Origin of the sequence: Methylibium sp. (assembly GCF_965279545.1) — a bacterium.
Classification (GTDB): Bacteria; Pseudomonadota; Gammaproteobacteria; order Burkholderiales; family Burkholderiaceae_C; genus Methylibium.
Window position 1 is genome coordinate 2350825 of sequence record NZ_OZ257250.1, and the last position, 18689, is coordinate 2369513.

An 18689-nucleotide genomic window follows, 5' to 3' on the forward strand; every position below is an offset into this window, starting at 1 on the left:
GCAAGGAGCTGGTTCAGTGGCAGGACGAGCCGGCCGCACTGGCGTTGACGACCGGGATGCCGATGGTGGGGGCGCGCGAGACCGGCATGGCGAGCGCCTGCGCGACACGCTCGACGAACTCGTCCCAGTCCAGCATGCCGGAGATCGTGGTCACGTACTGCCCGTCGCGCAGGAACAGCAGCGTCGGCCAGCGCTGCGATCCATAGCGGCGCGCCACGGCCTCTTCGCTCTGACGCGGCACGACGCCGACGACGAAGCGCCCGGGAAAGCTGCGTTGCAGTTCGGGCAGCACCACGGCCACGTCCAGGCCCTCGGGAAAGCGGACCGGGTCGCCGGCGAACAGCACGACGCGATCGCCGCCTTGCGCGGCCCAGGCATCGATGCTGGTCTGGTCGACCCACGTGGCGCCGTGATCGCTCACGAGCCGCTCGATCAGGGGCGAGGTCTCGGGCAGCGCCATCGTGGTCTTGGGAGGCTGCACGGGCAGCTTCACCAGGGTTTCGTGGTCTGAGGTGTCGGTGCTCATGTGAGTTTCTCCAAAGGTGGACTGGCTGCAGCCCCTGCCATCGCAAGGACCTGTTCTCGGTTCATCTGGGACGGCAACACGAATGCCGCGTCACCCTGAGAGGCGTCGCCGCGCATGACCGCTTCGAGCAGGTCGAGCGTGGCCTCGATTTCCTGCGCGCGGTCCGGTGTCAGGCGCTCCTGGGCACTGTCGAGGAAAACCAGCAACCACTCACCGGGGGCGACGTCGCCGACGAGCGCCGTCCGAACGCGCCGCAACTCGCCGCGCCCTCGGCACTGCGCGTGACCGGGCTCGGTGAGCAGCACCTGCATGGGAAGGCCGATGCACATGGTGTCGAAGCTCAGGCCGTCGCAGCCGGAGGAAAGAAGCGCTCGTCACCGACGCGGCATGCAACCTCCTCCGCCGGACGCTGGCCTTCGTAACGGCCGATATCGAGCTCGGAGAAGGTCACCGACTCGCACTCGCTCAGCGGCGTGCTGCGCGGAACGGGCATCGCACCCCAACGCCTCAAGGTGTCCACGCCGTGGGCGAGCGCATCCTCCAGGGCCTGCTTGACGCTGGGGCGCAGACTGCCGCCGTAGTCTTCGAGTTCCTCGGGCTGACAACCGATCAGCAGCACCTGCTTCGGGTACTTCTCGGTCAGCAGCGCGAGCATCAACACCTCCTGGAAGCCGGTCTGGTGCAGGCTCATCTTCTTGGCGCCCATGAAGCGGGGCACGTCGTCGTCCTCGATCAGTTTCAGCGTGCCGGGAGGCAGCCCGTAGTCGATCGCGTCGAAGATCAGCAGCCGCCCGGCCGCCTGCACATGCTGGATGAGATAGAGCCCCTGCGTGCCGCCGTCGATCAACTGCACGTTCGGCGCAAATTCGTAGCGCCGCTGCAAGGCCTCGATGCAGCGCACACCGAAGCCCTCGTCGGCCCACAGCACATTGCCGATGCCCAGCACGCAGATCGTCTCGGCCCCGGAACTGTCACCCGAGTCGTGACAGGCGTTTTCAGACGAGATGGCGCTCATGCGGTGATCACTCCGTCAGGATTTCAGTGGGTGCCGCGCGTGCGGCGGGTCTGGATGCGGAGCAGCTTCCAGGTGTGAAAGCTGTCCCAGGCGGACTGCAGCGCCAGCCAGAACGCAGCGTCGCTGCCGAACACCAGCGCGCAGCGGATGGCCGTGTCGGCCGTGATGCCGCGCTGGCCGTGGACGATTTCATGCAGGCGCCGGCGCGAAACGCCCAGCAGGCGAGCGGCTTCGGTTTGCGAGAGTCCGAGCGGCGCCAGGTAGTTGCGCCGGAGAAAGCGACCGGGGTGCCATGGTGTGCGCGCCGGCACGCCGGGGGGCAGCAGCATCGTGGTGGTCGCGAGTGACCGCGCACGACCTGCCGCAGCATCACCCGACGCCGCACGCGTGCTCGCGGCGAGGTGTTCCCCCTGCGCACGGACCTGCCGCACCGGGCCGCTCCACGCAAGACGCTCCCCGGCCGCCGCTGCGGCGGGCCTGCCCGTGCCCCAGGAGGAGCGGCGAGAGACGTCCTGCGGATTCATGGCCCTTCAGTCCTTGAAGGTGCGGTGGCCCGAGATCATCGTGCTCACCACGCTCGAGCGGCCCATGATGTCTTCACGGATCGCGGCGTACACGTGCACGATGATGAAGACGATCAAGCTCCACATGCCGAGGTGGTGCCAGGTGTGCACGTCCTGTGACTGGCCGAACAGCGGAATCACCCAGCCGAACAGGATGGCGGCCCAGGAACCCGCCTGGGCGCCTTCGGCATACAGCGCGAAGCCCGTGACGACCATGAACACGGCCGTCAGGAAGAACATGAAGAACATCGCGAAGCGCGCCAGCGGGTTGTGCCCGACGTACTTGCCCGGCCGCGCGCTCACGAACGCGTACCACTTGATCATTCCCCACACCTCGACCCAGTAGGCGCGCTGGAACACCGGCACCCAGAACAGCTCGCGCGCATGGTGGTTGCCGACCACGGCCCAGTACAGGCGGCCCACCAGCCCGACCGCCAGCAGGTAGCCCGCCGCGAAGTGGGCGAAGCGGATGTAGCCCATCACGTAGTGGTCGCTGGCCTCGCCCGGCATCGTCGGCAGCGGCGAGCCGATGAAGTAGCCGGTGACCGCCAGCACGGTGATGGCGAGTGCGTTGATCCAGTGCCAGATGCGCACCGGCACCTCAAAGACGTAGACCGACTTGATCGACTGCGCGTGGACGAGCTCGTGGGCGTCGGTTCCCGCGGCGGGGGTGTTCAGGTTCTTGGCGGGTATCGCGGACATGGGGCGTCTCCTCTTCGGGCTGGGGTGATGCGGCTCGCTCGGCCGCCGTCACAGACGCGCGGCCAGCAGCGCCATGCCGGCACCGCCGACCACCGCGGCAGCCAGTTGCCCGGCCCGGGCCGGGAGGCGCAGAAGACCGGCACCGGCGGCAATGCCCGCGCCGTGCAGCAGCACCGACGCGAACATGAAGCCCGCCGCGTAGGCAGCCGCCGACGCGCCGACAGCCAGCTCGCTGCCATGTGCGTAGCCGTGAAACAAGGCCGCGACGCCCGTGACCGCCAGGCCCAGCGAGGCCGGCATGCGCCGGCCCGCGAGCAGCATGGCCCCCAGCAACACCACGCTCAAGGCCACCCCGGACTCGACCGCCGGCAGTTGCATCCCGCCCCATGCCAGCAGGGCACCGACCGGCAGCATCGCCACGAACGTGCCCGGCCCGAGGAGCCGTCGACCCGCCGGCAGGACCGCGGCCGACCACAGGCCGACCGCGACCATCGCCAGCAGATGGTCCAGACCCATGAAGGGATGGGCCAGACCGTCTGCCAGACCGTGCACACCGTGACCGGTGTGTGCTTGGCTGACGGATGCGACCATCAGCAGGGCGCCGGCGAGCGCGCAGCGCAGGGAAGTGCTTTTCGACATGGAGTGTCTCCTCGGAACGCAGGGGGATGTTGTGGGGCCGGTGCTGTCAACGCACCTTGACGCTGATGAGTTCCTGCCCGTCCGGGCTCATCACGTGTGTCGAGCAGGCGAGGCAGGGATCGAAGGAGTGCAGCGTGCGCAGGATCTCCACGGGCTGCTCGGGGTTGGCCATCGGTGTGTTCATCAGGCTGGCCTCGAAGGCGCCGATCTGCCCCTTGTTGTCACGCGGACTGCCGTTCCAGGTGGTCGGGACGACGCACTGGTAGTTCTCGATCCGGCCGTCCTTGATCTTGATCCAATGACCCAGGGTCCCCCGCGGGGCCGCCACCGTGCCCACGCCCTTGGCTTCCTTCGGCCAGGTGGCCGGATCCCACTTCTCGACGTTGGCGGTGCTGGTGTCGCCGGCCTTGATGTTGGCGACCAGCTCATGGAAGTCCTCGAGCATCATCTCGGCGCAGTACTGCGCCTCGAGGGCCCGCGCCAGCGTGCGGCCGATCGTGGTGGGCAGCAGCTGTTTGACGCTGTACTGCGTCTCGGGCAGACCCAGCGCCTTGGGGTAGGCGCTGTTGATGATCATGGCCGAGGTGTCGATCTGCTCCTTGACGCGCTGGCAGTACTTGTTGCCTTGCTTCGCATGGGCATAGCCCAGGATGTAGCGCGACAGCGGGCCGGTCTCCATCGCATGGCCGCGCCAGCGCGGCGACTTGATCCAGGAGTACTTCGCGCTCTCGTCGAGCTCCTTGATGTCGGTGCGCGTGCCCTTGGTGTTGGCCCCAAGCACATAGTTCGGCTCGGTGACGCCGTCCCAGGGATGCAGGCCCTTGGATTCGTCGGCGTACTTGTACCAGCTGTGCGGCACGAACTCCTGCACCTGCTCGGGGTCGCGCGGGTCGACCGGGTGGATCACGTCCCAGTTGCCGTCGAGGATCGCGCCGCCCGGCAGCTGCTGGGTGCTGTGGTTCCCCATCACCTTCTCATAGGTGCCGTAGTCGATCACGTTGGTCGCCGACAGGCCACCGCCGTACAGCCAGCCGGCCTGCTTGTAGATGGTGCCGATGGCCAGCACGTCGGGGATGTAGACGTTGTTGTTGAACTCGATCATCTCCTTGATGCGCGCCTCGACGAAGTTCAGGCGCTCCATGTTCACCGGGGCCCCGGCCGCGCCATCCTTGTCGATGTTGATCGCGCACGGCACGCCGCCGACCAGGTAGTTCGGGTGCGGGTTCTTGCCGCCGAAGATCGTGTGGACCTTGACCCATTCCTTCTGCAGGTCCAGGGCTTCCAGGTAGTGCGTGACGGCCATCAGGTTGGCTTCGGGCGGCAGCACATAGGCCTTGCTGCCCCAGTAGCCGTTCATGAACGGCCCGAGCTGACCGCTCTCGACGAACTTCTTGAGACGGTTCTGGATGTCGCGGAAGTAGCCGGGCGACGACAGCGGGTGGCTGGGCGATACCAGCTGCTGCAGCTCGGAGGTCTTCTTCGGGTCGGCCTTCAGTGCCGAGACGACGTCGACCCAGTCGAGCGCGTGCAGGTGATAGAAGTGAACGGCGTGATCGTGCTCCTGCAAGGTCTTCGCCATGATCTCGCGGATCAGGTAGGCGTTCTTCGGGATGACGATACCGAGCGCGTCTTCCACGGCGCGCACCGAGGTCAGCGCGTGGCAGCCGGTGCACACGCCGCAGATGCGCTCCACGAAGGCCCACGCGTCGCGCGGGTCACGCCCCTTGAGGATGACCTCCAGCCCGCGCCACATGGTGCCGGTGGAGACCGCGTTGCGGATGACGTTGTTGCTGTCGAGGTTGACCTCGCAGCGCATGTGCCCTTCGATGCGAGTCACCGGGTCCACCACCACGCGGCGGCCCGTGTTGTCCATCTTGAAGCCCTGAGTTTCGTAAGCGCCCATGTCTTGTTCCTTGGTTCGTGCTCAGCGCTTCACTGCCCTGTCCGGGCGGTTTCGCTCTTCTTCGGATCGGCCTTTTGCGTGGCGCGCTTGATCGCCGACACGGCCGCGTGCGCCGCTGCCGCCGCACCGACCGCGCCCGCCGCGGCACCCCCTACCTGGTCGGCGTTGGCTTCGATACCGAACTGGTGGATGTTCGTGAGCCGGTCGTAGAACGAACCCTTGTCCCAGAAGCCGTCCTCGGAGCAGCCGATGCAGCCGTGACCGGCCTGGATCGGGAAGCTGGTGCCTTCGTTCCAGCGCGTCGTCGAGCACGCGTTGTAGGTGGTCGGGCCCTTGCAGCCGACCTTGTAGAGGCAGTAGCCCTTGCGCGCCGATTCGTCGTCGAAGTGCTCGACGAACTGGCCGGCGTCGAAGTGCGGGCGGCGGTAGCACTTGTCGTGGATGCGCTGGCTGTAGAACATCTTCGGTCGGCCCTGGCGGTCGAGTTCCGGCAGGCGGTCGAAGGTCAGCATGTAGGTGATCACGCCGGTCATGACCTCGGCGATCGGCGGGCAGCCGGGCACCTTGATGATCGGTTTGTCGAAGATCACCTTGTGGATCGGCGTGGCCTGCGTGGGGTTGGGCTTGGCCGCCTGCACACAGCCCCACGAGGCGCACGAGCCCCAGGAAATGATGGCCTTGGCGTCCTTGGCGACATGCTTGAGCTGATCGATGAAGGGCTTGCCGCCGATGATGCAGCTCATGCCGTCCTGGTTCAGCGGCGGATTGCCCTCCACGGCCAGGATGTAGTTGCCCTTGTACTTGACCATGATCTCTTCGAGGATGGCCTCGGCTTGGTGGCCGGCGGCGGCCATCAGCGTGTCGTCGTAGTCCAGCGAGATCATCGACAGCACCACGTCCTTGGCCAGCGGGTGCGCCGAACGGATGAAACTCTCGGAGCAGCAGGTGCACTCCAGCCCGTGCAGCCACAGCACCGGTGTGCGCGGCTTGTTTTCCATGGCATGCGCGATCTGCGGCACGAAGGCCGGGCCCAGCCCCAACGACGTGGCCGTGAGCGAGCAGTACTTCAGGAAGCTGCGACGCGAGATGCCTTGGCGGCGCATCACCTCATAAAAGGTTTCCATCGGGGAGGGTCTCCGGTTGCTTCTGGATTTGATTGAGACCGTGCTGCCGGTCCGCTGCACCGGCAGCGGACCCGGAGCACCGGGCGATGAAGACAACACAAGTCGTGGGCCAGCTCGCTTGCGCTCGCGGGAAAACCCCAGAAGCCACGCGTAAGTGCTTGTCACGATTGGGACAATTTCGAGCGCACGGCCATCGCGGGCAGGCCGTCGAAAAGCAGATGGAAGACTTCCTTTCGGCGACGGGGCCTCGCCGAAAGAACACCTTCCGATCGAAGGCCGCCCGCGCTGCTGCGCAGGGGCTCATCGCTGCATCGCCGCAAATTTCTATCCCCACCATCACACCCGCGCCGCCATGCCGACGGCCGCGCTGCCGCGGCTGGCGAGCCGCTTCGGGTCGATGCACCGGTGGCCGACAATCCGGCTGTCGTCATCGCCGCAAGAAAGCCTGGCCGCCCCATGCCCGTGATCACCTGCATCGAAGACCTGAGGGTGCTGGCCAAGCAGCGCGTGCCGAGGATGTTCTACGACTACGCCGACTCGGGCTCGTGGACCGAGGGCACCTACCGCGCCAACGAGGCCGACTTCGCCCGCATCCTGCTGCGCCAGCGCGTGGCGGTGAACATGGAGGGCCGCTCGCTGCGCACCACGCTGGCCGGCCAGGACTGCGCCATGCCGGTGGTCGTCGCCCCGACCGGCCTCGCCGGCATGCAGCACGCCGACGGCGAGATCCTGGGCGCGCGCGCCGCCGAGGCCTTCGGCATCCCGTTCACGCTGTCGACGATGAGCATCTGCTCGATCGAGGACATCGCCGCGCACACCCAGGCGCCGTTCTGGTTCCAGCTGTACTGGATGCGGGACCGCGATTTCATGGAGCGGCTGATCGAGCGCGCCAAGGCGGCGCGCTGCTCGGCGCTGGTGTTGACGCTGGACCTGCAGGTGCTGGGGCAGCGCCACAAGGATCTGAAGAACGGCATGACGGCGCCGCCGAAGCCGACGCTGGCGAACCTGGTGAACCTGGCGATGAAGCCGCGCTGGTGCCTGGGGATGGCCGGGACGCGGCGCCACAGCTTCGGCAACCTGATCGGGCATGCCAAGGGGGTGAGCGACATGTCTTCGCTGGGGACGTGGACGAAGGAGCAGTTCGATCCGCGGCTGGGCTGGGACGACGTGGCGTGGATCAAGCAGCGCTGGGGCGGCAAGCTGATCCTGAAGGGGATCATGGAGGTGGCCGACGCGAAGCTGGCGGCCGACAGCGGGGCCGATGCGCTGGTGGTGTCGAACCACGGCGGGCGGCAGCTCGACGGGGCGCCGTCCTCGATCGCGGCGCTGCCGGCGATCGCCGAGGCGGTGGGCGATCGGATCGAGGTGTGGATGGACGGGGGGATCCGCTCGGGGCAGGACGTGCTGAAGGCGGTCGCGCTGGGGGCGCGCGGCACGATGATCGGGCGGGCCTTCCTGTACGGGCTGGGCGCGATGGGCCAGGCCGGGGTGACCCGCGCCCTGGAGATCATCCGCCATGAGCTCGACATCACGATGGCCTTCACGGGGCATACGGACATCAGGGCGGTCAACGCCGGCATCCTGGTCCCGGGCACCTATTGAGCATTCCTGATCGCCTGGCGGCGACCCCGCCGCAGCGACCGAACGCCGGCTAGGGCCTGTTCACGCTACCGGAGGGCACACGTGACCCATGAAACGAAGGCCATCAAGGCGCAAAGCGCAGCCGGGGTCGGGCCCCGGCGAGCCTTTGCAACGCCGAGGGCGTTTGTTTCATGGGTCACCCTTCGGGCCCGGGTTGCACAGGTCGCAGGGCGGCGTTGCTCAGTCGTTGCGTGCAACAGCACGCCGCCTCCTTCGCGCCTACCCCTGCGGCCTGTGCAACCCGGGCGTGTGCCCTCCGGTAGCGTGAACAGGCCCTAGGTGTGTACGGCGGCGAGCAGCCCTTCGGCCAGCCAGCCCTGCAGCGCAGCGATGACGGCGGTGGCGGCGTCGGTCTCGCCGACCTGGGCCGCGGCGGTCTCGCACAGCGCCGCGAACGGCTCCAAGGCGAAGACCGAACGCAGCAGCGCCGCCTCGAGCGCATCGAGCGAACGCCAGCGCGTTTCCAGTTGCGGGCGCCAGACCAGCAGCAGGTGATCGTGCGGTTCGGGTTCGGGCAGCTCGGGCTCGTCCGCGGCGTGCGGATCGTGCGCCTGCAGCGCACGCCACAAGGGCTCGATCGCCCAGCGCAGCGCCACCAGCTGCGCGCTCGGCAGCGGCGTGAAACGCAGGGCCGGCCAGTCCTGTGCCGCCAGCGTCTGCAGCGCCTCGGCGCGCAGTGGCGACGCGTCGCCCGCGTCGAAGGCGGTGCGCAAGGCCCACTCCAGGCGCGCCAGGTCCGGCAGCGACGGGTGTGGTGCCAGTTCAGGCCGTGTCTCCATGAAGGCCGCCAGGTGCTCACCGAACCAGCGGATCGATGGATGGCGCGACGGATGCTCCGCCACATAGGCTTCGGCCAGCGCGTCGAAGGCCTCGTCGCCCATCACCTGCGGCAGACGTCCGTGGTTCTCGCGCAGCGCCGCTTTGAGGCGGGCGCGGTAGGCATGACGGTAGATGTTCAGCAAGGACCCGCCGGCGCGCGGGCGCAGCAGGCCGCCGGACACTGCCGCGGCGGCGGCTTCGTCGCCGACGATCGCGACGCGCAGCCGCAACTGCTGGTCGCTCAGCGGCTGTCCTGTCAGCGCCGGAGCACTCATGCCGCCACCTCGCTCGCACGCGGCTCGAGCCGCGCGTCGCGCAGGGCCAGCGCCTGCACCTGCCGCGCCACGTCGAGTTCGGCCAGCAGCTCGGCGAGCGGCGGGATGTGGTCGTCGCGCTCGATCATGGCCGGCACCGCCCCCAGCCGGCGCGTGGTGTAGGCGTAGAGCTGCCACACCGCGTCGCACACCGGGTGGTCGTGGGTATCGATCAGATACCCCGCGTGGCTCTCGTGGCCGGCCAGATGGATCTGGCGCACGCGCTCGCGCGGCATCGCATCGATGTAGCGCTGCGCGTCGAAACCATGATTCACGCTGCTGACGTAGACGTTGTTGACGTCGAGCAGCAGTTCGCAATCGGCGCGCCGCGCCAGTTCGGCCACGAACTCCCACTCGCTCATCTCGTCGGCTGCGAAGCTGACATAGCTCGAGACGTTCTCGAGCAGCAGGCGCCGGCCCAGCACGTCCTGCACGCGCGACACGCGCTCGCACAAATGGCGCAGCGCCGCCTCGGTATAGGGCAGCGGCAGCAGGTCGTGCAGGTTGTGGTGGTCGACACCGGTCCAGCACAGGTGGTCCGAGATCCAGGCCGGCTCGATGCGATCGGCCAGGGCCTTCAGATCCCGCAGGTAGTCCGGATCAAGCGCGTCGGTACTGCCGACCGACAGCGACACGCCGTGCATCACCATCGGGTAATCGCGGCGGATGCGGTCCAGATGCTGCAGCGGCGCACCGCCGGGCAGCATGTAGTTTTCGGAGATGACTTCCAGCCAGTCGACAGCCGGCCCGGCAGACGCCGTATCGAGGAAATCGCGGTAATGGTCGGTGCGCAGGCCGAGACCGAAACCACCGAGCGAAGTGTTCATGCGAGGCTGACTCGAACTTGACAAAAAATGCCGACCGGTGCTGCAGGCAGAGCCTGCAGCACCGGTCGATCAAATCGGCCGAGCCTTTACTTCGCGACCTTGCCGCCGGCGTCGGTGCATTCCTTGGCCGACTTCTTGCTGACCCAGCCCTGGCCCTTGCAGGAATTCTGGCCCTTGCATTCGTTCGAGGCGGTCTTGCACTCCGAGGTGCCCTTGCAGCTGTTGACACCCGTACAGTGGACGGCGGCGGCATCGGCCGCGTACACGGTGGTGCTGACGGTGCCCATGGCAAACAGGGCGGCGGCGGCCGAGGCAATAGCCAGGCCAGACTTGAGGTTCATCATGTGGATCTCCTTCGGGTGGGTGGTTGCGGAAATGCAGGCCGGACCGTCTAGCTTCTCGAAGTCCGTGCGCTGGCTCCCTTCGGTCGCGCCTGCCGGCCATTACTTACACCGACTTCGAAACTTGGCGCGCAAAGCCTTTACGCAGCCCGGCTCGGTTCGGATGCGCGTGGCCCCATGACCGTGCGTGCAGCCGAGCCGCTCGACTGTCGCAGCGAGCGCCTGCCCGTCCAGCAGGGCAAACACGCAGGGGCCGGGGAATCATCCCCCAGCCCCCTAGAATCGCACCGCCCAGCGCGCCCCCAGCACCGGCACACCGGACGTGCCGCCCTCCCCCCGAGAGATCGCCGATGAGCGCCCTGTTCAGCATCGTGAAGCGGATCGACGCCCTGAATGATCGCTTCGCCGGGTTGGCGCAGTGGGCCGTGCTCGCCTGTTGCCTGATCAGTGCCGGCAACGCGGTCGTGCGCTACGGCCTCGACTACAGCTCGAACGCCTGGCTCGAGATCCAGTGGTATCTGTTCGCCGCCTGCGTGATGTTGGGCGCCTCCCAGGTCCTGCGCCTGAACGAGCACGTGCGCGTCGATGTCTTCTACGGCCGCCTGTCCGGGCGCGGCAAGGTCTTCGTCGACCTGTTCGGACTGATCGCCTTCCTGATGCCAGTTGTGCTGCTGATGCTGTGGCTGGCGCTGCCGCTGTTCTGGCGCACCTACATGAGCGGCGAGATGTCCGGCAGCGCGGGTGGCCTGATCCGCTGGCCGGCGATGCTGATGCTGCCGCTCGGCTTCGCGCTGCTGGCGCTGCAGGGGCTGGCCGAGATCGCCAAGCGCATCGGCTGGCTGATGCACCGCTACGAGATGGACACGCACTACGAGCGGCCGCTGCAATGAAGGGAGTCGCGTGACGGGGCGGGCGTTGTTGTCGAGCGCGGCATCGCGGGCCGAGCGCCGGGCCGCTCCCAAGCCGGCCCGCACCCCCCCGGGGGGTCGACCGGCGTATTCGCCGGGCGGGGGGCCGTCATGACCATGGAGAACTTCGCCCCGCTGATGTTCGCGGGGCTGATCGTGACGCTGCTGCTCGGCTTCCCGGTGGCGTTCTCGCTGTCGGCGCTCGGCCTGCTGTGCGGCTTCATCGCGATCGAGGCGGGCTGGTTCCCGCCCGAGTTCATGTCGGCACTGCCGCTCAACGTGTTCGGCATCCTCGGCAACGACCTGCTGCTGGCCATCCCCTTCTTCACACTGATGGGCACGGTGCTCGAGAAGTGCGGCCTGGCCGAGGACATGCTCGACTCGATGGGCCAGCTGTTCGGGCCGGTGCGCGGCGGGCTCGGCTACTCGGTGATCATCGTCGGCTTCGTGCTCGGCGCGATCACCGGCACCGTGGCCGGCCAGGTGATCGCGATGGCGATGATCTCGCTGCCGGTGATGATGCGCTACGGCTACGACATGCGCTATTCGACCGGCGTGCTGGCCGCGTCGGGCACGATCACGCAGCTGGTGCCGCCCTCGCTGGTGCTGATCGTGATGGCCGACCAGCTGGGCCGGCCGGTCGGCGACATGTACAAGGGCGCCTGGGGTCCGGCCATCCTGCAGGCCTTGCTCTTCGCCGCCTACACCTTCGTGCTGGGCCGCCTGCGGCCGGCGGCCGTGCCCGGCGTGCCGAAGGAAGCCCGCACGCTGAGCGGCCGGGCGCTGTGGGCCAAGTGCCTGCGCGGCATCATTCCTTCGGCCTGCCTGATCTTTGCCGTGCTCGGCAGCATGGGCGGCCTGCCCGGCATGGAGCACGCGATCGCCACGCCCACCGAGGCCGGCGCGATGGGCGCGGTCGGCGCCTTCGTCCTCGCGGCGCTCCACCGGCGCCTGAGCTGGCCGCTGCTGCGCGACGCGCTGTCGGGCACGATGCGCATCACCGCGATGGTGGTCTTCATCCTGATCGGCTCGCGCGTGTTCTCGCTGGTGTTCCAGGGCGTCGACGGCGGGAAGTGGGTGGAGCACATGCTCACCGGCCTGCCCGGCGGCCAGGTCGGCTTCCTGATCGCGGTCAACGTCTTCATCTTCTTCCTGGCGTTCTTTCTCGACTTCTTCGAGATCGCCTTCATCATCCTGCCGCTGCTCGGGCCGGTGGCCGCCAAGCTGGGCATCGACCTGGTGTGGTTCGGTGTGCTGCTGTGCGTGAACATGCAGACCTCGTTCATGCACCCGCCGTTCGGCTTCGCGCTGTTCTACCTGCGCGGCATCGCCGACACGCTGTTCAAGACCGGCACGCTGCCGCGCCAGGTCGAGTCGCGCGACATCTACCTCGGCGCGATCCCCTGGGTGCTGCTGCAGCTGCTGCTGGTCGTGATCGTGATCTTCGTGCCGCAGACGGTGACGGTCTTCCTCGACAAGGAGGAGAAGATCGATCTGGACAAGGTGAAGATCGAGATGCCGACCGAGGCGTCGGATCCGGCGGCCTCGGAGCCCGACCTCGACGAGCTGTTCCGCAACGGTGCGCCGGCAGCCGACCCGGCGGCGGTGCACTGATACCGAATGCCGTACGAAACGAGCGCCGCGGTCCGTCGTCAGAGCTTTTGCGACTGCATGAAGCGATCAAAGGTCGCTTCGGTAAACCGGAACCACAGGTTCTGGTCGGCGCGGAACTTGGCGTAGTCCTCCCAGACCTTCTTCCAGGCCGGGTTCCTGGCCGACAGGTCGGCGTAGATCTGCTCGGCCGACTTGAACGCCGCATTCATCACGTCGGGAGGAAAAGGCTTGAGCTTGGTGCCCGAGCCGACCAGCTGCTTCAGCGCGGCCGGGTTGCGCGCGTCGTAGCGGGCCTGCATCTCCACATGGGCCAGCGACGCGGCGGCCTCGATCATGGCCTTGTAGTCCGGCGTCAGCGCCTCCCAGGCCTTGTTGTTGATGAAGAAGTCGAGCTGCGGACCGCCCTCCCACCAGCCCGGGTAGTAGTAGTTCGGTGCCACCTTGTTGAAGCCGAGCTTGAGGTCGTCGTAGGGGCCGACCCACTCGGCGGCATCGATCGTGCCCTTCTCCAGCGCCGGATAGATGTCGCCGCCCGGCAGCGACTGGGGCACCACGCCGAAGGGCTCGAGCACCTTGCCGGCGAAGGGATTGCAGCGGAACTTCAGGCCCTTGATGTCGGCGATCGACTTGATCTCCTTGCGGAACCAGCCGCCCATCTGCGCACCGGTGTTGCCGCCGGGGAAGCTGACGATGTTGTACTTGGCATAGAACTCTCGCATCAGCTTCAGGCCGTTGCCGTCGACCATCCAGGCCGTCATCTGGCGCGAGTTCAGGCCGAAGGGCACCGCGCAGCCGAGGCAGAAGGTCGGGTCCTTGCCATAGAAGTAGTAGGGCGCCGTGTGCGCCATGTCGACGGTGGCGTTCTGCACCGCGTCAACCACGCCGAAGGCCGGCACCAGCTCGCCGGCCGCGTGCACCGAGATCTGGAAGCGGCCACCGCTCATCTCGCCGACCTTCCTGGCGAACACCTCGGCAGTGCCGAAGATGGTGTCGAGCGACTTCGGGAAGCTCGACGCCAGGCGCCAGCGCAGGTGGGTCTGCGCGTGGACGAGCGCCGGCGCGGCGCCCGCGGCCAGCACGCCGGCCAGGCCGGTGCGTTGCACGAACGAACGGCGTTGCATGGGAATGCTTCTCCTCGGGAATGGAACGGCGGGGGATCGAAAAAGATTCTAGGAGGCCCCTCCGACGCCCGGCGTGGGGCTTACCCGTCGGGCACCTGTGCGACTGCGCGCGGCGTTCAGCTGCCGGCGATCTTCATGCGCTCGATCAGCACCGAGCCGATGGTCTTGCCGCCCAGCGTGTAGGCATCGGCGCCGACAGCGACGATCCGGCGCAGCATCTCGCCCACGCTGCCGGCGATGGTGATCTCGTGCACCGGGTGCACGATGCGCCCGCCCTCGACCCAGTAGCCGGCGGCGCCGCGCGAATAGTCGCCGGTCACGTAGTTGACGCCCTGGCCCATCAGCTCGGTGACGAACAGGCCGCGGCCGAGCTTGCGCAGCATGGCGTCGAGGTCGTCGCCCGGCGCCGTGAGACGGCTCGTCAGCGTGAGGTTGTGCGAACCACCGGCATGGCCGGTCGTGTGCATGCCGAGCTTGCGCGCCGAGTAGCTCGACAGGAAATAGCCCTCGGCGCACCCCGCGACGACCACCTTGCGCGCGCGCGTGCGTACGCCTTCGTCGTCGAACGGCGCGCTGGCCTTGCCCTTGGGGACGTGGGGCTGCTCGTCGATGTCGATGTGATCGGAGAACACCGCCTTGCCCAGGCAGTCCGCCAGGAAGGTGGACTTGCGGTACAGCGCACCGCCGCTGGTGGCCTGCACGTAGGCACCGAGCAGGCCGGCAGCGAGCGTGGACTCGAACAGCACCGGCACCTCGCAGGTGGCGATCTTGCGGCCCTTCAGCCGGGCCAGCGTGCGCTCGGCCGCATAGCGACCCACCGCTTCGGGCGCGGCCAGATCGGCCGCGTCGCGCATCGAGGTGTACCAGGCGTCGCGCTGCATGTCGCCGCCCCGACCGGCGATCGGTGCCACCGAGAGCGAATGCCGCGAACTCGCATAGCCGCCGCGGAACCCCTGCGAGTTGCCCGCCACGAAATGCGACTGCTGGACCGAGACGCCGCAGCCGTCGGAGTTGGTGATGCGGCGGTCGGTCGCGAAGGCCGCCGCTTCGCAGCGCAGCGCCAGCGGAATGGCCGCCTGGGCGTCGATGGCCCAGGGGTGGTAGAGGTCGAGGTCGCGCGCGGCTTCCTCGGGGGTGGCGACGTCGGCGGCGTCGGGCAGGCCGGCCGCCGGGTCTTCGGCGGTGAAGCGGGCGATGTCGTACGCGGCGCGCACCGTCTGCTCCAGCGCGGCGCGCGAGAAGTCGGAGGTGCTGGCGTTGCCGCGCCGCTGGCCGAGATAGACCGTGACGCCGAGCGATTTGTCGCGGTTGCGCTCGACTGTCTCGATCTCGCCCTTGCGCACCGAGACCGACAGGCCCGCGCCCTCGCTGACCTCGGCCGCCGCGTCGCTGGCCCCGAGTTGCCTGGCCACGGCGAGCGTATCGTCGATCAGCTGTTCGAACTGGGCGCGGCTGTGAGCGAAACCTTCGGGGGTGCGGGACATGGTGGGTGGGGCCTGGAAACTGCGGGGTGGGGGGCGCCAGGGCACGACGTGCGGCGCGCAACTATGATAGCCAGCACCCTTTCGTGGGTCCCCCTTCCCTTTCGACCCTTGCCGCTTGAACACCGAAACGAACGATCCGGACGACCTGTCCGAGCGCCCCAGCAAGACGGCGCTGAAGAAAGCCATGCACGAGCTGCAGGCGCTCGGCGAGGCGCTGATGGCCCTGCCCGACACGCGCATCGATGCCCTCGGCCTGAGTGAATCGCTGCGCGACGCGGTGCGCACCGCGCAGCGCACCAAGTCCTTCGAGGGCCGCCGGCGCCAGGTCCAGTACCTCGGCAAGCTGATGCGCCGGGCCGATGCCGAACCCATCCGCCAGGCGGTGGCGGCGTTCCAGCTCGGCCATGCGAAGGACGCCCTCGCGCTGCACGAGGCCGAGCGCTGGCGCGCCGAGTTGCTGGCCGGCGACGACGCGCTCACCCGCTGGATCGCGCAGTACCCGGACAGCGACCTCCAGCAGCTGCGCAGCCTGATCCGCAGCGCGCGCAAGGAGGCCGCGCCGGAGCAGCCCGGCGGTGCGGCCCGCCACGGCCGCGCCTACCGAGAACTGTTCCAGCAACTGCGCGGCGCGCTCGCCGAGACCGGCCGCGAGGAGGAAAGCAATGACTGACACCCACCCGCCTTCGGCCTGCGATCCGGTGACGATCGGCCTCGTCTCGGTCAGCGACCGCGCGTCCGGCGGCGTCTACCCGGACCAGGGCATCCCGGCGCTGCAGGACTGGCTCGCGCGCGCGCTCAGGAATCCGGTCACCTGGGTCACCCGGCTGATCCCGGACGAGCAGGACGGCATCAGCGCCACACTGCGCGAGCTGGTCGACGCGGCGCATTGCGATCTGGTGCTGACGACCGGCGGCACCGGCCCGGCGCCGCGCGACGTGACACCGGAGGCCACGCTGGCCGTCGCGCACAAGGAGATGCCGGGCTTCGGCGAACAGATGCGGCAGATCTCGCTGCGCTTCGTGCCCACCGCGATCCTGTCGCGCCAGGTTGCGGTGATCCGCGGCAAGACACTGATCATCAATCTGCCGGGGCAGCCGAAAGCCATCGCCGAAACCTTGCAGGGCCTGCCCGAGGCCAGCCCGCCGGCCCACGGCATCTTCGCGGCCGTGCCCTACTGCATCGACCTGATCGGTGGACCTTACCTGGAAACCGACGAGGCGCTGTGCAAGGCCTTCCGGCCCAAGAGCGCGCTGCGGCCGACGCGGCCCTGACGGCCACGGCGCACGGCGCGACGATCGCGCCGCGCGCCTCTCGAGGAAACCCCTGGCCGCGGCAAAGCGGCGGCCCCAGGGAGGCTCAGGACGGCTTGACCAGTTCGCTCAGGGCCTCGGCGTCGAACGCCTCGCGCTTCTGTGCGTCGCTCGGCACGCAGTCTGCCGCAGCACCGCGCTGCGACAGCGTCTCGACCGCCGCCCACAGCATCGCAATCTGGTGCTCGTGACCCGAGGCGTTGTCGATCAGGCCCTTCATGGCCTGCGCCACCGGGTCGTCGCCCTGGCTCACGCCGTAGGCCGAGAAACCCATCTTCGCGGCCGCCGCCTCGCGCTGCACGTCGACCGCGTCGTGCAAGATGCGCGCCGGGTTGCCGACCGCGGTCGCGCCCGGCGGCACCGGCCTGACGACGACGGCGCCCGAACCGACCCGGGCGCCATCGCCCACCACGAAGCCGCCGAGCACCTGGGCGTTGGCGCCGACGATGACGCCGTTGCCCAAGGTCGGGTGGCGCTTGACGCCCTTGTAGAGCGAGGTGCCACCGAGCGTCACGCCCTGGTAGATCGTGCAGTCGTCGCCGATCTCGGCCGTCTCGCCGATCACGACACCCATGCCATGGTCGATGAAGACGCGCCGTCCGATCCTGGCGCCGGGATGGATCTCGATGCCGGTCAGGAAGCGCCCCAGTTGCGAGAGGAAGCGGCCCAGCCAACGCCAGCCGCGCGCCCAGCAGCCATGCGCGAGCCGGTGCACGGCGATTGCGTGCAGCCCGGGGTAGCAGGTCAGCACCTCGAAGGCCGTTCGGGCGGCCGGGTCGCGCTCGAGGATGCAGGCAATGTCTTCGCGGAGACGGCTGAACATGTCGTCGCTCTTCAAGTTGGGCCAGGTCAGTGTAGCCAGCCGCCCAGCCGCCTTGGGCCTGCGGGGGCATCGCGGCGGGGCCAAGCGACCTCGCCGGCCCGGCCGTGTGTCGACCCACCAGGCCCCAGCGGACGCCGTGGATCCGGCTCTGCCGGGCCACTGGCGTCGCCCCCTCGAGGGGGAGCGGCGAAGCCGCAACGGGGGTGGTCCACTTCAGCGCTTGAGCAGGGTGGTCGCGATGCCGCGCAGCAGGTGCACCTCCTCCTGCGTCAGCGCCGCGCGGTTGAGCAGCTGGTTCACGCGGGGCAGCAGCTTCTTCGGCGCCGCCGGATCGAGGTGGCCGATGTGCACCAGCGCGCGCTGCCAGTGCTCGAGCAGGCCCTGCACCGCAGCGCCGTCGGCGAGCGCCGGGTCACTCGTGCGGGCCGTGACGGTGTAGCCGCCCAGCGCCTGGCGCCAGTCGTAGGCGATGAGCTGCACCGCCTGCGCCAGGTTCAGCGAGCCGTAGTCGGCCGGCGTCGGGATGCTCAGGCAGCTGTGGCAGCGGTAGACGTCCTCGTTCGCCAGGCCGTAGCGCTCGGAGCCGAACACGAAGCCGACGCGCTGATTGCCGGCCACGAGCTCGGGAAACAGCGCGCGCGGCGCGAAGGTCGGGGGGCCGAAGTCGCGCGGCGTCATCGCGGTGGCGCAGGCGTGGCTCACGCCGTCCAGCGCCTCGGCCAGCGTCGCGACGACGCGCGCACGCACCAGGATGTCGGCCGCACCGCTGGCCAGCGCCACGGTCTCCTCCTGCACCAGCACGTCGGCGTAGCGCGGCGCCACCAGCACCAGCTCGCAAAAGCCCATCACCTTCATGGCGCGCGCCGCGGCTCCCACATTGCCGGGGTGGCTGGTTCCCACGAGGATGAAGCGGGTCGGATCGGCAGGCTGCATCGGCAGGCGCGGCTAAAATTCGATTATCGGTGCGGGCTCTCGCAGCCCGCCGCACCGGCCCGCTCGTTCGAGGCGGCCCCGG

General features: G+C 68.6%; 20 protein-coding genes. 5 read left to right on the top strand and 15 right to left on the bottom strand.

Annotated features, from left to right (window positions below; genetic code table 11):
* Window positions 1-13: 13 nt before the first annotated feature.
* From ACQY9S_RS10935 to ACQY9S_RS10970, 8 genes are all read right to left on the bottom strand, one after another.
* On the bottom strand, window positions 14-526 hold the full coding sequence (locus tag ACQY9S_RS10935; protein WP_428419734.1) for a hydrogenase: 513 nt from the start codon (window positions 524-526) through the stop codon (window positions 14-16).
* Window positions 523-855, bottom strand: a complete 333-nt coding sequence (locus ACQY9S_RS10940; protein ID WP_428419735.1) for a HypC/HybG/HupF family hydrogenase formation chaperone — start codon at window positions 853-855, stop codon at window positions 523-525. The genes ACQY9S_RS10935 and ACQY9S_RS10940 overlap by 4 nt, the downstream gene beginning before the upstream one ends.
* A gap of 11 nt (window positions 856-866) precedes the next feature.
* A complete protein-coding gene (locus ACQY9S_RS10945; protein ID WP_428419736.1) occupies window positions 867-1541 on the bottom strand; it encodes a HyaD/HybD family hydrogenase maturation endopeptidase in 675 nt (224 codons plus the stop codon).
* Between the two features lie 23 nt (window positions 1542-1564).
* Window positions 1565-1870, bottom strand: coding sequence for a HigA family addiction module antitoxin (locus ACQY9S_RS10950; RefSeq protein WP_428419737.1), 306 nt, complete (start codon window positions 1868-1870; stop codon window positions 1565-1567).
* 201 nt (window positions 1871-2071) lie between these two features.
* Complete coding sequence (gene cybH / locus ACQY9S_RS10955; RefSeq protein WP_428419738.1) at window positions 2072-2806, bottom strand: Ni/Fe-hydrogenase, b-type cytochrome subunit; 735 nt, start codon at window positions 2804-2806, stop codon at window positions 2072-2074.
* A gap of 48 nt (window positions 2807-2854) precedes the next feature.
* Window positions 2855-3445: a HupE/UreJ family protein gene (locus ACQY9S_RS10960; protein WP_428419739.1), complete on the bottom strand. Its 591-nt coding sequence runs from the start codon at window positions 3443-3445 to the stop codon at window positions 2855-2857.
* Window positions 3446-3491: 46 nt separating this feature from the next.
* Window positions 3492-5348: a nickel-dependent hydrogenase large subunit gene (locus ACQY9S_RS10965; RefSeq protein WP_428419740.1), complete on the bottom strand. Its 1857-nt coding sequence runs from the start codon at window positions 5346-5348 to the stop codon at window positions 3492-3494.
* Between the two features lie 29 nt (window positions 5349-5377).
* Window positions 5378-6472, bottom strand: coding sequence for a hydrogenase small subunit (locus ACQY9S_RS10970; protein ID WP_428419741.1), 1095 nt, complete (start codon window positions 6470-6472; stop codon window positions 5378-5380).
* Between the two features lie 456 nt (window positions 6473-6928).
* Here ACQY9S_RS10970 and ACQY9S_RS10975 point away from each other — a divergent pair, with 456 nt between their 5' ends.
* Window positions 6929-8074: an alpha-hydroxy acid oxidase gene (locus ACQY9S_RS10975; RefSeq protein ID WP_428419742.1), complete on the top strand. Its 1146-nt coding sequence runs from the start codon at window positions 6929-6931 to the stop codon at window positions 8072-8074.
* A gap of 314 nt (window positions 8075-8388) precedes the next feature.
* On the opposite strand, the gene ACQY9S_RS10980 is transcribed toward ACQY9S_RS10975, so the two are convergent.
* From ACQY9S_RS10980 to ACQY9S_RS10990, 3 genes are all read right to left on the bottom strand, one after another.
* Entirely contained in the window at window positions 8389-9207 is an 819-nt protein-coding gene (locus ACQY9S_RS10980) for a putative DNA-binding domain-containing protein (protein WP_428419743.1), read from the bottom strand.
* On the bottom strand, window positions 9204-10073 hold the full coding sequence (locus ACQY9S_RS10985) for a DUF692 domain-containing protein (RefSeq protein WP_428419744.1): 870 nt from the start codon (window positions 10071-10073) through the stop codon (window positions 9204-9206). The genes ACQY9S_RS10980 and ACQY9S_RS10985 overlap by 4 nt, the downstream gene beginning before the upstream one ends.
* 86 nt (window positions 10074-10159) lie before the next feature.
* Window positions 10160-10417, bottom strand: a complete 258-nt coding sequence (locus ACQY9S_RS10990) for a hypothetical protein (RefSeq protein WP_428419745.1) — start codon at window positions 10415-10417, stop codon at window positions 10160-10162.
* A gap of 347 nt (window positions 10418-10764) precedes the next feature.
* Here ACQY9S_RS10990 and ACQY9S_RS10995 point away from each other — a divergent pair, with 347 nt between their 5' ends.
* Both ACQY9S_RS10995 and ACQY9S_RS11000 read left to right on the top strand, forming a co-directional pair.
* Window positions 10765-11304 carry a TRAP transporter small permease subunit gene (locus ACQY9S_RS10995; RefSeq protein ID WP_428419746.1) on the top strand — a complete coding sequence of 180 codons (540 nt, stop codon included), beginning with the start codon at window positions 10765-10767 and terminating at the stop codon, window positions 11302-11304.
* Between the two features lie 129 nt (window positions 11305-11433).
* Complete coding sequence (locus ACQY9S_RS11000; RefSeq protein ID WP_428419747.1) at window positions 11434-12936, top strand: TRAP transporter large permease; 1503 nt, start codon at window positions 11434-11436, stop codon at window positions 12934-12936.
* Window positions 12937-12974: 38 nt separating this feature from the next.
* Here ACQY9S_RS11000 and ACQY9S_RS11005 read toward each other — a convergent pair whose 3' ends face one another.
* Entirely contained in the window at window positions 12975-14057 is a 1083-nt protein-coding gene (locus ACQY9S_RS11005) for a TRAP transporter substrate-binding protein (protein WP_428419748.1), read from the bottom strand.
* A gap of 116 nt (window positions 14058-14173) precedes the next feature.
* On the bottom strand, window positions 14174-15541 hold the full coding sequence (gene pmbA, locus ACQY9S_RS11010) for a metalloprotease PmbA (protein ID WP_428419749.1): 1368 nt from the start codon (window positions 15539-15541) through the stop codon (window positions 14174-14176).
* 115 nt (window positions 15542-15656) lie between these two features.
* Between pmbA and yjgA the strand changes: the two genes are divergently transcribed.
* Both yjgA and mog read left to right on the top strand, forming a co-directional pair.
* Complete coding sequence (gene yjgA / locus ACQY9S_RS11015) at window positions 15657-16211, top strand: ribosome biogenesis factor YjgA (RefSeq protein ID WP_428419750.1); 555 nt, start codon at window positions 15657-15659, stop codon at window positions 16209-16211.
* Window positions 16204-16812: a molybdopterin adenylyltransferase gene (gene mog, locus ACQY9S_RS11020; protein WP_428419751.1), complete on the top strand. Its 609-nt coding sequence runs from the start codon at window positions 16204-16206 to the stop codon at window positions 16810-16812. Before yjgA ends, mog begins: the two co-directional genes overlap by 8 nt.
* 85 nt (window positions 16813-16897) lie before the next feature.
* Here the strand turns inward: mog and cysE are convergent, their stop codons facing one another.
* Window positions 16898-17674, bottom strand: coding sequence for a serine O-acetyltransferase (cysE, locus tag ACQY9S_RS11025; RefSeq protein WP_428419752.1), 777 nt, complete (start codon window positions 17672-17674; stop codon window positions 16898-16900).
* Between the two features lie 213 nt (window positions 17675-17887).
* Window positions 17888-18607 carry an RNA methyltransferase gene (locus tag ACQY9S_RS11030; RefSeq protein ID WP_428419753.1) on the bottom strand — a complete coding sequence of 240 codons (720 nt, stop codon included), beginning with the start codon at window positions 18605-18607 and terminating at the stop codon, window positions 17888-17890.
* Window positions 18608-18689 lie beyond the last annotated feature (82 nt).